At 59.6% G+C, this 13889-nt stretch carries 11 protein-coding genes; 9 read left to right on the plus strand and 2 right to left on the minus strand.

What is annotated here, in order from left to right; genetic code table 11:
- Window positions 1–15: 15 nt before the first annotated feature.
- On the minus strand, window positions 16–264 hold the full coding sequence (locus M8Q45_RS09220; protein WP_030141654.1) for a hypothetical protein: 249 nt from the start codon (window positions 262–264) through the stop codon (window positions 16–18).
- A 217-nt stretch (window positions 265–481) separates the two neighbouring features.
- On the opposite strand from M8Q45_RS09220, the gene M8Q45_RS09225 reads away from it, so the two are divergent.
- The 3 genes from M8Q45_RS09225 to M8Q45_RS09235 all read left to right on the plus strand — a co-directional run bounded on the left by M8Q45_RS09225 (window position 482) and on the right by M8Q45_RS09235 (window position 3914).
- On the plus strand, window positions 482–2161 hold the full coding sequence (locus tag M8Q45_RS09225) for an acyclic terpene utilization AtuA family protein (protein ID WP_249874433.1): 1680 nt from the start codon (window positions 482–484) through the stop codon (window positions 2159–2161).
- Window positions 2161–2469 (plus strand): DUF4387 domain-containing protein, encoded by a 309-nt coding sequence (locus M8Q45_RS09230; protein WP_249874434.1) that lies wholly within the window; start codon window positions 2161–2163, stop codon window positions 2467–2469. The genes M8Q45_RS09225 and M8Q45_RS09230 overlap by 1 nt, the downstream gene beginning before the upstream one ends.
- A gap of 71 nt (window positions 2470–2540) precedes the next feature.
- A complete protein-coding gene (locus M8Q45_RS09235; RefSeq protein WP_249874435.1) occupies window positions 2541–3914 on the plus strand; it encodes an MmgE/PrpD family protein in 1374 nt (457 codons plus the stop codon).
- 61 nt (window positions 3915–3975) lie between these two features.
- Here M8Q45_RS09235 and M8Q45_RS09240 read toward each other — a convergent pair whose 3' ends face one another.
- Window positions 3976–5181 carry a citrate synthase gene (locus tag M8Q45_RS09240; RefSeq protein WP_249874436.1) on the minus strand — a complete coding sequence of 402 codons (1206 nt, stop codon included), beginning with the start codon at window positions 5179–5181 and terminating at the stop codon, window positions 3976–3978.
- A 257-nt stretch (window positions 5182–5438) separates the two neighbouring features.
- On the opposite strand from M8Q45_RS09240, the gene M8Q45_RS09245 reads away from it, so the two are divergent.
- The 6 genes from M8Q45_RS09245 to treS all read left to right on the plus strand — a co-directional run bounded on the left by M8Q45_RS09245 (window position 5439) and on the right by treS (window position 13876).
- Window positions 5439–6728, plus strand: a complete 1290-nt coding sequence (locus M8Q45_RS09245; protein WP_249874437.1) for a CitMHS family transporter — start codon at window positions 5439–5441, stop codon at window positions 6726–6728.
- A gap of 84 nt (window positions 6729–6812) precedes the next feature.
- Window positions 6813–8210, plus strand: a complete 1398-nt coding sequence (locus tag M8Q45_RS09250) for an OprD family outer membrane porin (protein WP_249874438.1) — start codon at window positions 6813–6815, stop codon at window positions 8208–8210.
- Window positions 8211–8238: 28 nt separating this feature from the next.
- Window positions 8239–9255, plus strand: coding sequence for a phosphoglycerate dehydrogenase (locus tag M8Q45_RS09255; protein ID WP_249874439.1), 1017 nt, complete (start codon window positions 8239–8241; stop codon window positions 9253–9255).
- Complete coding sequence (locus M8Q45_RS09260; protein ID WP_249874440.1) at window positions 9252–10235, plus strand: alpha/beta hydrolase fold domain-containing protein; 984 nt, start codon at window positions 9252–9254, stop codon at window positions 10233–10235. Before M8Q45_RS09255 ends, M8Q45_RS09260 begins: the two co-directional genes overlap by 4 nt.
- A complete protein-coding gene (locus tag M8Q45_RS09265) occupies window positions 10232–11485 on the plus strand; it encodes a lipase family protein (RefSeq protein WP_249874441.1) in 1254 nt (417 codons plus the stop codon). Before M8Q45_RS09260 ends, M8Q45_RS09265 begins: the two co-directional genes overlap by 4 nt.
- A gap of 324 nt (window positions 11486–11809) precedes the next feature.
- Window positions 11810–13876 carry a maltose alpha-D-glucosyltransferase gene (treS, locus tag M8Q45_RS09270; protein WP_249874442.1) on the plus strand — a complete coding sequence of 689 codons (2067 nt, stop codon included), beginning with the start codon at window positions 11810–11812 and terminating at the stop codon, window positions 13874–13876.
- Window positions 13877–13889: the final 13 nt, after the last annotated feature.

Here is a 13889-nt window from a genome sequence, read left to right on the forward strand (position 1 = left end):
GCGTTTACGCCCAACTCAGGGTAAAGGCTGCTCCTTGACCTTGGTAGAAACGACCGCGTCGTAACTTCCAACGGGTTTCACTTCGTTGGAAACCCACAGCCGCTCGCTGCGGCACTTATATTTAACGCCTTTGCGCGGCGTTATGTCCTTGGCCGTTTCAATGCAGATTTCCCTGGAGGCGTAGGTCGGCCCGGTTTTTCGCTCTTCCACACAGCCTTCCATGCCACTACAGATCGTCATGACAAGAAAATAGACAGTCATCATCCTAATGTTGCTCCATCGAGCGATGCGGTTATTACGTCCTGTGTCAGCGCGGTAGGGCGCCTGAACGCACAGCGATATCCCGGCGGATCATGAGCCTGCCTTCAAACCTTCAGCAATGGGACGTCGGTGCCATCTGTCGGGAAAATGGCACCTTATTTAAAAGTTTTTACATGTGGGTTTTTGGTGACGGATTGTTGGCGCCACGAAGGACGCTTTTATGCGATTTCAGGGCTCGACCGGGCTTTGGCACCGACTCAAAAAAAATGCCCCGTCCTATAAGAAAAACCTTCCACGCCAACGCGTTTTATCTGCATTCGACGGGTCTTTGTGTTGGCCGATAGTTCCAGGGAAAGTTGCTTGGGAAAGTCCCTTTGATAAATACCTGATGGTGTTTTTTCAGGACTATGTGGACAGAATCTGTCCACTTGTCAACGTAATTACAATCCCTATTATTGGCCCACTGAGTCGCCAAGAAGAGGATGTTATGGAGCAGTTATTTGAAGGTTGCGTAAAGGTAATCGTTCCCTGCGGTTCTTTGGGAGCAGGTGTTCGCGAAGAAGAAATTGAATACGGGTTGGCGGCAGGGGCCCAAGTCATTGCCACGGACGCGGGTTCCACGGACAGCGGTGCGGCCTATCTAGCACTTGGAAAGTCCAAGAACAATCGCGGTGCAGTCAAGCGCGACCTGACCATTCTAATGAAGGCGCAGGCGAGGTCCGGTGTACCGATTATCGTCGGGACCGCGGGGCAGGCGGGCGGCAATCTCAATCTGGATTGGACGCGGGATATTGCCGTGGAGATCGCTCGGGAATTAGGCGTGTCGCCGAAGATTGCGCTCATTTATTGCGAGCAGGACAAGCAGACAATTAAAAAATTGAATGCAGCAGGCCGTATCAAGCCGCTCCCGCCTCATGCCGAATTGGACGATGAGACGGTGGACAGTTGTGAGCATATTGTCGCGGCACTCGGCGTGGAACCCTTTCTCGCTGCGCTGGACGCAGGCGCCGATATCATATTGGCTGGCCGCTCGACCGATACCGCAGTCATCGGCTGCTACCCCATCTGGAAAGGCGCGCCTTGGGGCCCGTCGTGGCACGCCGGCAAGACCGGGGAGTGTGGCGTGCAATGTGCCGTCAACCCGACGCTGGGGGCGGGCATTCTGTTGAGCGTCGACGCGAATGGCTTCGAAGTCGAGCCGCTGAGCCAGGACAACCAGTGCACGCCCCACAGTGTCTCGGCCCATATGTTGTACGAGAACAGCGACCCGTTTCGGTTGCTGGAGCCCGGCGGCATCTTGAATGTTGCCGATGCGCGTTACACCGATTTGAATGGCCGTGCTGTCCGGGTAGAAGGCTCGCGTTGGGAACCCATGCCGTACACCATGAAGTTGGAGGGCGCCGCGGCCGGTATGTATCAAACCATCATGTTGGTGGGCATACAGGACCCCGACGTGCTCAAGGATATCGACGGTTTTCATGATCGTTTGCTGGACGCGCTCTATAAAAGAACGCGGCAATCCATTCCGTCCGAGGAGTTGGGTGAGTTCCATATTTCCCTGCGGATGTATGGATGGAATGCTGTTACCGGTGTAAAGCCCGCGGCTGGAACATTGCCGCCACCTGAAATAGGCATGTTATTCGTGGCAACGGCCGCCACTCAGGAAATGGCCAATACCATTGCTCACGCCTGTAATCCTTATTTCTTCCATTATCCAAGTGTCATGGGCAAGGAACTGCCGTCCTACGGATTTGCCTTTACGCCGGCTGATATACCTCGCGGGCAGATATTTGAATTCAAGTTGAATCATGTGGTGCAACTTGAAGACCCTTTGGAGTTGGTCCGCTTGGCGTGGGTTGATTTATCGGATGAATCGATGGCTGTAAAGGAGCTTGCCTAATGACCAAGTTGCGTGATGTCTGCCGACATGTGCGATCCAAACAGGCGGGACCGTTCTGGATCACGTTCGATGTCTTTTTCAACGGGCGCGAGAGTTTCGAGCGCTATAGCGACTGCGCGGCGCTGTCCCCGGCGCAATTCGCCAGTCTCTACGGGGCTGATCCCGAACGGGTCAAGCGCATCGCCGTGCCCGACCTGAAGATGGTCAAGATTTCCTATCCCCGTGCAACGCCCCAAGGCGGAATGGTCGAGCGGGACATGCACGCCGGCCAGCAATACGTGCGGCTGCTCGATGTGGTGATCGACTGAGGCCCACGTTCGCCTCATGGACGAGGCCCATCCAACCTATTTCGTACAAACCCTAATCCCTAGAGGTCATCATGACGGACTCGACCGTTGCGAGGCGGCTTGCATGCTACGCCTGCCAATTCCGGGAGCAGCGGCTGCCCGAAGACATCATCAAGCTGGTACGCCAGCGTGTCATCGATAGCCTGGCGTGCGTACTGGGCGCCTACGGGGCTGATCCGGTCAAGGCGGCGTTGTGTTACGCCGCCGCGAATACGGCGCAATCCTCCAGCGTATTCGGCACGAACCTCAAAACGACGGCGGAAATCGCTGCGTTCGCCAACGGCCTGATGGTTCGTTTCCTGGATTACAACGATGGCTACATGGGGCTGGAGCCCGGCCACCCGAGCGACAATATCCCGGCCTGTCTGGCGCTGGCGCAAGCCGAGGACGCAACCGGCGCCGAGCTGGTCTCGGCCATCGTCCTGGCTTATGAAATCCAGATGCGCCTGCAGGATGCGGCAAGCTTGAACAAGCGTGGTTGGGACCACGTCAATTACATCAACGTCGCGATGGCCGCAGCGGCTGCCAACCTGATGAAGCTGGACGTGGCGCACACCGAGCAAGCCATCAACATCGCCCTGAGTGGGCACGTGGCAATGCGCCAAGTGCGCAGTGGTTCACTGTCCGATTGGAAGGGCTGTTCCGCAGCCAATGCGGCGCGCAACGCTATTTTCGCAGCGCAGCTGGCGCGTCACGGCATGACAGGGCCGTCGCCGGTGTTTGAAGGCGAGATGGGCTTCTTCAAACAGGTTTCGGGGCGATTCGAGCTGGACGTTGATGGGTTTGGTACACCCGACAACGGCGATTACGCCATACGCCGCTCCCTGACCAAGACGTTTCCCACCAATGGCGAGCTGCACACGGCCGTCTGGGCGGCGCTGGATATCCGCAAGCGGATTGACAGTGCCAGGGACATTGCTTCCATTTCAATCGAAACGTCCGAATTCAACCGCCGCGTCCTTGCCGATACTCCTGAGAAATGGTTGCCGAGAACCCGCGAAACGGCTGACCACAGCCTGCCATACAACGTCGCTCGGGCATTGCTGGACGGTGACATCACGGTTGGCTCGTACGCAGCCGAGATGATCGCCGACCCTGCGGCGATTGCCTTGATGGAGAAGACCAGTGTCGTCGAGGATCCGGCGCTGACGGCGCTGTTCCCACGGCACCTTGCCAACCGTGTTCGCGTGACCCTGGTTTCCGGCGAGCAAGTGGTGAGCGAGATGATCACCGGGCCCGGATCGGTGGAAACGCCGATGACCGATAGCGACTTCGAACGCAAGTTCCGGCGCATGGCGATGCCCCATATCGACGCATCGGCACAGGCCGCAGTGCTTGAATTCGTGGCGGGACTTGAAGATCAGGCCGAGTTCGAGTCGTTGTTCACCGCGATGGCTGTTTCCTAGGGTTTGTACGAAAAGTGCCTGCGCTCCAATGGCATCGCCCAAAGGAGCGTCCGCGGCGAAATCAACGGCGTCCGGTATGGGTCGCCGTTGGCAACATCCCGGTGTAGCGAGCGCGAGGCCGGCCCTCGTGGTGCTGGTTGTACTGCTCGCTGGCGTGGGCAATCCAGCCGATAGAGCGTCCTACGCCTCCCAATGAAATTTCCTGCCCGTGCAATCCCAGTTTCCTGCCGATGAAGCTCACCATGAGAATGAATTCCGGTGGGTACGCCACGAGCTCCGAGGCCACCGAAAAAGCCTTTTGCAGCTTGATGAACTCGCCGTCGCCATCGAAGGCAGCGGTCAGCGCAGCCAAGAGATTGCTGGCCCGCGGGTCGTTGATCGAGTGGACGTTGGGGCCGAACCCGACGATGTGTCCGTCCTGGTTGTAGCGCTGCAAGATCGGCCGCGTAGGGTCTACGGCGGTACAAATCTCTTCGATCATCCGGCTGGCGGCCTCATTCCTGCCATAGGCGACCTTATGGCCCCGTGCGGCGGCGAGTGCGGCGATAACGGCGTAGTAAGGGGTGGCACCGGTCGTGGCGGCGACGCGGACGCTGTGGGTGGTGTGGTCCAGCTCATGGTCGATACTGAGGATCAGCAGGCGCCGAATCAGATCGGCATGGGCGGGCGGGGCACCGCAAGACCGGGTGATGAACTCGTGCAAGGGTTGCGTGCTTGGCTCGGTCGCCCCCACGACCAGCGCGGCGAACCATCTCACGACATCGGCGCCTGTACGGGCGTAGCTGTCGGGGGAAAGGTCGAACGCCTTGGGGTTCTCTCGCTGAACCAGGGGAAAAAGCGCGATGGCTTTTTCCTGGGCGGACATGTGCTCATAAATCTTCAGCAGTTGGACGCTGTCCTTCGGGGCCCGAGGCAGCGACTCGCCGAATGCCGAAGGCACCTGCCAGATCAATTCGGCCACCTCTTCGACCGTTGCGCGTTCCGCGAGCTCGACGACGTCATGGCCGCGATAAAACAGCCCATCATCGGTGATCAGCGTAATTGCACTGTCCGACGGCGGCGAGCGTTTCGCCACGGGTTTTTCTGTCGCCGGGACTTTCACCAGCCGCTGGATATCCTCGGCCCAATAGCGACGCTTGGGCGTCCCGGCAATTTTGATGGAGCGAATATTCTTGCGGCTGACGTAGGCGTACAGCGTTGGCAGGCTGACCCGGAGCAGGGCGGCCGCCTCGTCTGCGGAGAGGTAAAGGCCTTCTTGTTCTGGCATGACGGGCCCACTCAAGTTGATTGAAAGGCGTACATGTTTATTAGATATGCCGTCATGTCGTCAATGTGTATTGGCGGAAAAATCCCAGTCTGGGTTTGTGGGACGACTGACGGCTGATAAGCCCGATCCAGCCGGGATGTTGACGAAAAAAATCAAGATTTACAGGGTTTCACCCCCTATGTAGATTTCGGCTGCGCAAGAGATGTTCACATTGATTTCGATGCATCGATAAAAATAATAACGAAAAGGTGAAACGCATGGCTTGGTTAGGTTTCGCAATGGTCGTCACGTTTATGGCATTGATCATAAGCAAGCGACTTTCTGCCGTGACGGCACTCATCCTCATTCCGGTGGCTTTTGGGCTGGCCAGTGGGGCAGGACCGGAACTGGGCGGGATGGTGATGAATGGCGTGAAGCAAGTAGCGCCCACCGCATTGATGCTGATGTTTGCAATCCTGTATTTCGCAATCATGTTCGACGCTGGGCTCTTCGAACCCGCCGTACGATGCATTCTTCGCTACGTAGGCAATGATCCCCTTAGAGTGGTACTTGGCACTGCACTGCTGGCCACGGTTATTTCTTTTGATGGGGATGGCGCAACGACCGTCCTGATCGTAACGACCGCATTCCTGCCGCTTTACCTGCGCCTCGGAATGAACCCGCTTATTCTGGCGTTGATGCTCTTGCTGACAAACACGGTGGTCAACCTGATTCCGTGGGGAGGGCCGGTCGCCCGCGCCGCCAGTGCACTTCACCTCGATGTGGCGCAGATGTTCCTGGGGTTGGTGCCGGCAATGTTCGCCGGACTTGCCTACGCGTTTCTCGTGGCGTTCTGGATAGGCCGCAAGGAACGGCGCCGCTTGGGATGGACGCCCGGTACCCAGGACGCCGCACCGGAGGAGGCCGCGTTACCGACCGTGCAGAGTGAAACCCATCGACCGAAACTTTTCTGGATCAACCTGGCGCTTACCGCCGGCCTCATGTACTCGATGGCGACAGGGCTGGCACCGTTGCCGATGTTGATGATGGTAGGGTTTTCCCTGGCGCTGTTGATCAACTATCCGCGCCTGGCGGAGCAGAAGGCGAGAGTCGCGGCTCACGCGGAAAGCGTGCTGATGGTGATCGCGCTTATATTTGCCTCAGGTGCCTTCACGGGGATTTTGTCAGGCACCGGGATGGTCGACGGCATGTCAGAGAAAATCGTCCAGCTGATTCCCGAGGGCGGTGGCCAATACTTCGGCATCATTACCGCACTGGTTGCCTTGCCGCTTAATTTCCTGCTGTCCAATGACGCGTTTTTCTTCGGTATCTTGCCGGTGCTCGGGGCGGCGGCTGCCGAATACGGCATCGACCCGATGCATATCGCGCGCGCGGCGGTGCTGGGGCAACCGGTCCATGCATTAAGCCCATTGGTTGCGGCGGTTTATCTCATCAGTGGAATTATCAAGCGTGACATGGGCGATATGCAACGCTATTGCCTGCTCTGGGCCATAGGCAGCAGCCTTGTCCTGATTGTAACGGCCGCTATGACACGGGCAATTATCTGATCAACTAATTCACTGCGCCGAAGTTTCAAGGACGCCTGTTCGCGTCTGCTCACGTCAAAATAAGAATAATAGATGAGGTGGTCGATGAAATCGATTAACGCCGTCGCTATGACGTTGCTGTCGACATTGTGTGTGTCTGATGTTTGTCTTTCAGCAAGCATCAGTCATCCAGACAGGTTCCAGCATGAAGGCAAGTTGAATGCGTATCTTCGTTCGATGTATATCAATACGCGGATATCCAATGACTTGATTGAAGACCGTTTTGGAGGATTTCCCGACGGTGCCGAATTGGGAGGGACAGGAATCGGCGCGATCCTGGATTACAACTCCAGTTATTGGGCCGGGGTCGTCGGATTTGACGCGTCGTTGTACGGCGTGGCGATGATCGATTCAAAGGACAATGGTCGGGACTTGTTTGACGATTCCGATGGTACTAACGGCGGCTTCGCCAAGGTCGGACAGGGTTATTTCAAACTGCGTTATGAAGGGGACGGTTGGAACGCCGACTCCCAGATAGGCCGGGGCCGGTTCGATGCGGGGACGTTGGTCACTCTCGACACTCGGATTGTGCCGGGTTCCTATCAGGGCGGCCGGGCCCACCTGAATTTCACCGACATGGGCATCGGTCCACTTCCGGGTACGCTGGGGTTCGAAACCGCGTATATCAACCGTACTTCGCCGCGGGACCGGGAAGAATTCGAGCACCTGCTGAGCCAGACGGGCGAGGAAATAAAGGACCTGTATACCTACGGCATCAATTACGATTTGAAAGCCATTGAACTGGGTTACGCCCATGGGGTGGCGCGGGACTTCAATGAAAACACCCGTTATGGGCTGACATTGAAAGCACCCCTCGGCGACAAGGCCGGTGTGATATTGGACACTCAATATTATGCGTTCAAAAAAGCCGGGCAAGTCTGGGAGCGCGATTGGGAGGCCGGTGAGGCCGCTTATGATGACGACGCCACCTGGTTGAATATCAACCTGGGTTTGTTGCTCGATAAACTGCGCCTGGGTGTTTCGTTTTCCGAGACAAATGCCAAGTTGAGCAACGGGCAACTGGGTTACGCCTATTTCGATCATGGCGACAATGTCGACGGCAGGATGGACGCCTGGACGCGCTCCGGTAATGACTTCAATAACCATGGCGAGCGCACCTGGCAACTGGGTGCCGAATATGACCTGGGCGGGCATTCGTTGTTGGGGACATCGCTGGACGGTTTTAAAGTCATGGCCATCTATAAACAAGGCGCGTTTGACGCCACCGATCCTTTCAGTGGTCGCCGAACCGATGTGCATGAACGGCAGAACGAATACCGTCTCTATTATCGCTTCGACGAAAAGGAATACGCCGGACTTTCAGTGGGCTTGATTTATATCAACTACCGGATCGACCAGGACTTTGTCGCACTTATCTCCGCGCAACCCGACAACGTCGTGAGCGGTTCTGAGGCGCGGGTCTATCTGGATTATGCATTTTGATCGTTGAACCTATACCGAGAGACCGGTGATGCTTAAATCTCGTCATAACGTAGTGGTTACACAGCGATTCTTCGACTCAACGGCTGCTGATTTCCTGGACCACCATGGTTGTCATGTCGTGGTCGCGGACTTCCCGCCGGGACAAGCCGATGGCGACTTGAGCGAATCCCAGCTGATCGGGCTCCTCGCTGACGCTGACGCTTGGATCGTCGGGCACGCGAATATCACCGCAAGCCTGTTGAACAGGTTACCGCGCCTGCAAGTCATCGCCCGGCGTGGCGTGGGTTATGAACGGGTCGACACGGCAGCGGTGGAGGCGGCGGGGAAGGTGGCGACGATTGCGATCGGCGGTAACGACGCCAGCGTTGCCGACCACACCGTGGCGTTGATGCTGGCGGTGTGTCGCCAGCTGAAGCAATGCCAGAAGGGCTTGTCCGCCAATGATTGGTCGATCCCCCTGGGCGGTGATTTGTACCGCAAGACGGTTGGCATCGTCGGCTTGGGCCGGATTGGCCGAGGCGTGCTGCAGCGCTTGTCCGGGTTTGAGGTGAAACCGCTGATCCACACCTCCAACCCCGACAGCGCCCAAACCGAAGGTAGCGTCGTGGACCTGGAGACGCTGCTGAGGGAAAGCGACTTCGTCACGCTCCATGCGCCGCTCAATCCGGCGACCCAGGGGATGATCGATGAGCGGGCGCTGCAATGGATGAAGCGTTCCGCGGTGCTGATCAATACCGCGAGGGGCGGGTTGGTGCGCGATGCGGAACTGCTCAAGGCCCTGACGGAAAAGCGACTGGCAGGGGCGGGGCTCGACGTTTTCGAAAGCGAGTCCAATCCCGCGCTGTCGCCCGTCACTGAACAACTCATCCAACTGCCGAACGTGGTCGTGACGCCCCATGTCGGGGCCTCGACGGTCGAGGGGCTCAACCGTACCAATCTGATTGCCGCCCAGTGTGCGGTGGCTGTGCTGGAAGGGCGCAGCCCACCCAGCCATTGCGTTATCGCGGACGGGCGTCGAACCGTCGCACAGGGTGAACAGCCATGAGTCCTGGCGAAAACCTGTCAGCGGACTCACGCCCGCCGGTTCATCCTGATTTGCTGGCGGTGGCGGCGTCGTTGCGCGAGGCCGGCCTGCTGCCTGTGGTTCATGGCGATGTGCAAAGCGTCCGGGCGCAGCTGGAACGGATCAATGCCTGGGCGGCGCAACGCAGCGTCCCACTGAGCTACGAGCGCACGCTGGGGTTTTCCGTTGACGGTCGGACGGTGCCCTGCAAGCTCTATTGGCCGGAGGGCGATGAGACGCCTTGCCTGATGTTCTACTGCCATGGCGGCGGATTTCGCCATGGCTCGCTGGCCGGTTGGGATGCACCGCTGCGACAGTTGGTTCGCGACAGTGGCCTGGCGGTGCTGTCCATCGACTATGCGCTGTCGCCGGAGCATCGCTTTCCCGTGGCGTTCAATGAAGTGGTGGCGATTGTCAGCCGTGTCATTCATCTGGGGGCCGTCACCGATTGTCCGGTGCGCGGCTACGCCCTGGGCGGCGACTCGGCAGGCGCCAACCTGGCCTTGGGGGCTGCGATTGCACTGCGCGATTCGGGGATTGATGCGCTGCGGCAGTTGTTATTGTTCTATGGCAGCTTTTCGCGGGACATGAGCTCCGTTTCGTGGCAGAGGCTGGGTGGGTACGGAGGACAGAACCTATCGGTCGAGACCATGAGCGCCTATTGGGCAAGCTACCTGGCCAACGACGAGGACGATTGGCGGGTTCAGCCAATCATTGCTGATCTGACAGGGCTGCCACCGGCACGACTGGTGGTCGGCGAGCTGGACCCGTTGTTGGATGAAAATCGCGAACTGGCGCAGCGGCTGAGAGACGCAGGGGTGGCGACGACCCTGCAAGTCTTGCCGAACGTGACCCACGGTTTCGTCCGTTTCAACGAAAGGGCGCCCGTCGCCCGCAGCGTCATTGCCGAGCAGGGCAGCGCCTTGGGTGCGGCGCTTTCCAGGGAGGCGAACCTCCCATGAACCTTTTCCGAATCGTGGCCTTTGCCTGTGCCTGCGTCGGGGCGTCCGTGGTGATGGCCGCTGGCACGCTGCCGGTCGGGCCTGCCGCAGGGGACACCGAGCCGTCGGCCTTTTATCGATGGCCCGGAGCAATGCCCGCGTTGCCTGGCGTACTGCTGAGAAGCGAGAGCCTGCCAGTGCAGGCACAGATGCCCGCCGCCTCGCAGGCGTTGCGTCTGCTCTACAGTTCCACCGACGAGCGCTGGCATTCCGGTCTCGTTGCGGTCAGTGGCGCGTTGTACCTGCCAATGGGCAAGCCCCCCGCCGAAGGCTGGCCGCTGCTGGCCTGGGCCCACGGCACGCTGGGGATCGCCGATGCCTGCGCGCCCTCCTGGACGGGGCTGCGCGAGCGTGACGCGGCGTATCTCAATCGCTGGCTGGCGCATGGCTTTGCTGTGGTCGTGACCGACTACCAAGGCCTGGGCGGGCCGGGACCGCATCCCTATACGTTCTGGCAGGCCGAGGGGCGTTCCGTCCTCGACTCGATTCGCGCTGCCCGTGCCATTCGGCCAGGGTTGATTGCCAATCGCACGCTCCTCGCCGGCCAATCCCAGGGCGGCGGAGCAGCGTTGGGTGCGGCGATCCTTGCCACGCGCTACGCGCCGGAGCTGCCTATCCTGGGCGCGCTGCTGACGGCGCCGAACAGCACCTTTCCCCAAGGCCCCATTACGCTGCCGCCGCGCCAGTCCAATACCCTGTTCCTGGCGCTGGCGTCCGGTGGACTGCGTGACGACGGACCGCGAGTAGAAGACATCCTGACCGCCAAGGGCCTCCAATTGCTGGAGGTTGCCCGGCAGGGCTGTACCCGGGACATCGCGCTCAAGTCCAAGGCACTGCAGATCAGTTCGTTTGCCGAGCTGTTGACCGTCACCCCAGAAACGCTGGACGCCCTTCGTATCCCGACCACCGACATGCCGCAGGCATCCATCGCCTTCCCGCTGTTCATCGCCACCGGCCAGGCTGATCGAACGATTACCCCGGAGCGGCAGTATGCGGTCGCAGCGGCGTTGTGCGCCGCTGGCAACGCAGTCACTTGGCGCACGTATGAGGGCCTGGGGCACGACGGGGTACTGCATGGTTCGCTGGAAGATGCCTTCGCCTTCGTCGGGACCCGGCTTGGCGCAAAGGACGGTGGCACCAACTGCACAACCCTGCGAAGACCCGGTCCGCCAGGTGAACGAGACCCTGATGCGCCGTTCAATGACGATTGAGTGCTGAGTAGACCCCTGTGGCGAGGGAGCTTGCTCCCGCTGGCCTTTGTAGGCGCTGGCGAAGCCTGCGATCTTTTGATCTTTTGATCTTTCGCTCCAGATTAAATTGGCGGTGAAAAGATCGCAGCCTCGCTTCGCTCGTCAGCTCCTACAGGTCCAGCGGGAGCGAGCGTCCTCGCCACGGGTATCGGATTGTCCGGGCTGGCCTCATCGCGATGCGGTCTCGATGCAACGATTGCCCGGCCACGGCCTCATATGAGTCATAAGCGGCGCCTCCGATGCCGAGGGCGAGCCGATTTTTCCTTATGACAGGTGATTGTTTTCATGACGATGGCTGAGAAAAACCATATTGACTGGCTGGTCGAACAATCGATGCTCAAGGCTGCGAGGCAGCGGGCCAAGCTCTATTCGGGGCAGGGGCGTCTATGGCAACAGCCCTTCGCGCACACCCGGCCCCGCGACGCCTCGGCGCTATCCTCCGTGTGGTTCACCGCGTACCCGGCTTCCATCGTCACCCGGGAAGAGGGCACGGTGCTGGAAGCGCTGGGGGATGAAACCCTGTGGCATGCGCTGTCGAAAATCGGCATCCAGGGCATCCACAACGGCCCGTTGAAAAGGTCCGGTGGCCTGCGCGGCACCGAATACACGCCGACCATCGACGGCAACTTCGACCGCATCAGCTTCGACATCGACCCGGAACTGGGCACAGAGGCCCAGCTACAGGCATTGACGCGCATGGCCGCCGCGCACAACGCGGTGGTCATCGACGATGTCATCCCGTCCCATACCGGCAAAGGCGCGGATTTTCGCCTGGCGGAAATGGGCTATGAAGATTATCCGGGGCTCTACCACATGGTGGAGATCCGCGAGGAAGACTGGCCGCTACTGCCGGATGTCGGGGAGGGGCGCGACGCACAGAACCTCACCGCGCAGCAGGTAGACGCCCTGCGTGACAAGCACTACATCGTCGGCCAGTTGCAGCGGGTGATTTTCTTCGAGCCCGGGGTCAAGGAAACCGACTGGAGTGCGACCCCTGTGGTCCTGGGCATCGATGGCAAGCCGCGGCGTTGGGTCTACCTGCATTACTTCAAGGAAGGCCAGCCGTCGCTGAACTGGCTTGATCCAAGCTTTGCCGCGCAGCAGATGATCATCGGTGATGCGCTGCACGCCATCGATTGCATGGGGGCGAAGATCCTGCGCCTGGACGCCAACGGCTTCCTCGGTGTGGAACGCAAGCTCGATGGCACTGCCTGGTCCGAAAGCCATCCGTTGTCGATTACGGGCAACCAGTTGCTCGGCGGTGCGATTCGCAAGGCCGGCGGTTTCAGTTTCCAGGAGCTGAACCTGACCCTCGATGACATCGCCGCCATGTCCCATGGCGGGGCGGACCTGTCCTATGACTTCATCACGCGACCGGCCTACCAGCACGCGTTGCTGATGGGCGACACCGAATTCCTGCGGTTGATGCTGCGCCAGATGCACGCCTTCGGCATCGATCCAGGGTCGCTGATCCACGCGTTGCAGAACCACGACGAATTGACCCTGGAGCTGGTGCATTTCTGGACGCTGCACGCCCACGACACGTACCTGTACCAAGGCCAGACGTTTCCCGGCAGCATCCTGCGCGAGCACATTCGCGAGCAAATGTATGAGCGCCTGTCCGGGGAACATGCGCCTTATAACCTCAGGTTCGTGACCAACGGCGTGTCCTGCACCACGGCCAGTATCATCACCGCCGCGTTGGGCATTCGCGATCTCGATGCGATCACCGCCGCCGATATCCAGCAGATTCGCCAAGTCCATCTGTTGCTGGTGATGTTCAACGCCATGCAGCCGGGCGTGTTCGCCTTGTCGGGCTGGGACCTGGTGGGGGCGTTGCCGTTGCCGGCGGAGCAGGTCGAACACCTGATGCGCGACGGCGATACGCGCTGGATTCATCGCGGTGCCTATGACTTGGTGGACCTCAATCCGGAGGCGCCGTTGTCGGCTGGGCAGATGCCCCGGGCCAGGACGTTGTACGGCAGCCTGCCAAGTCAATTGAAAGATCCGGATTCGTTCGCTTCGCAACTGCGCAGGATCCTGGCCGCACGCCGGGCCTACGACATCGCGGCGAGCCGGCAGATACTGATTCCGGACGTCGAGCATCCGGGGTTGCTGATCATGGTCCACGAGCTGCCGGCCGGCAAAGGTACGCAGATCACCGCGCTGAACTTCGGCTCGACGCCGATCACTGAAACCCTGCACCTGCCAGGTATCGCACCGGGGCCGGTGGTGGACATCATCAATGAGCGGGTCGAAGGGGATCTCACGGACGAGGGCGAATTCACCATCACACTGGATGCGTTCGAAGGGCTGGCGCTGCGGGTGGTGAGCAGTTCGCCGATGATCTAGGACGGGCGAAGAG

This window comes from Pseudomonas sp. T1.Ur (assembly GCF_023516725.1).
In the GTDB taxonomy this organism is placed as follows: domain Bacteria; phylum Pseudomonadota; class Gammaproteobacteria; order Pseudomonadales; family Pseudomonadaceae; genus Aquipseudomonas; species Aquipseudomonas alvandae.

Excerpts from the sequence above, each read along its gene's own strand:
- M8Q45_RS09220 (WP_030141654.1), bottom strand. The coding sequence starts at position 264 with ATGATGACTGTCTATTTTCTTGTCATGACGATCTGTAGTGGCATGGAA.
- M8Q45_RS09260 (WP_249874440.1), top strand. The coding sequence starts at position 9,252 with ATGAGTCCTGGCGAAAACCTGTCAGCGGACTCACGCCCGCCGGTTCAT.
- M8Q45_RS09230 (WP_249874434.1), top strand. The coding sequence starts at position 2,161 with ATGACCAAGTTGCGTGATGTCTGCCGACATGTGCGATCCAAACAGGCG.
- M8Q45_RS09240 (WP_249874436.1), bottom strand. The coding sequence starts at position 5,181 with ATGCCAGAACAAGAAGGCCTTTACCTCTCCGCAGACGAGGCGGCCGCC.
- M8Q45_RS09255 (WP_249874439.1), top strand. The coding sequence starts at position 8,239 with ATGCTTAAATCTCGTCATAACGTAGTGGTTACACAGCGATTCTTCGAC.
- M8Q45_RS09250 (WP_249874438.1), top strand. The coding sequence starts at position 6,813 with ATGAAATCGATTAACGCCGTCGCTATGACGTTGCTGTCGACATTGTGT.
- M8Q45_RS09265 (WP_249874441.1), top strand. The coding sequence starts at position 10,232 with ATGAACCTTTTCCGAATCGTGGCCTTTGCCTGTGCCTGCGTCGGGGCG.
- treS (WP_249874442.1), top strand. The coding sequence starts at position 11,810 with ATGACGATGGCTGAGAAAAACCATATTGACTGGCTGGTCGAACAATCG.
- M8Q45_RS09245 (WP_249874437.1), top strand. The coding sequence starts at position 5,439 with ATGGCTTGGTTAGGTTTCGCAATGGTCGTCACGTTTATGGCATTGATC.
- M8Q45_RS09225 (WP_249874433.1), top strand. The coding sequence starts at position 482 with ATGCGATTTCAGGGCTCGACCGGGCTTTGGCACCGACTCAAAAAAAAT.
- M8Q45_RS09235 (WP_249874435.1), top strand. The coding sequence starts at position 2,541 with ATGACGGACTCGACCGTTGCGAGGCGGCTTGCATGCTACGCCTGCCAA.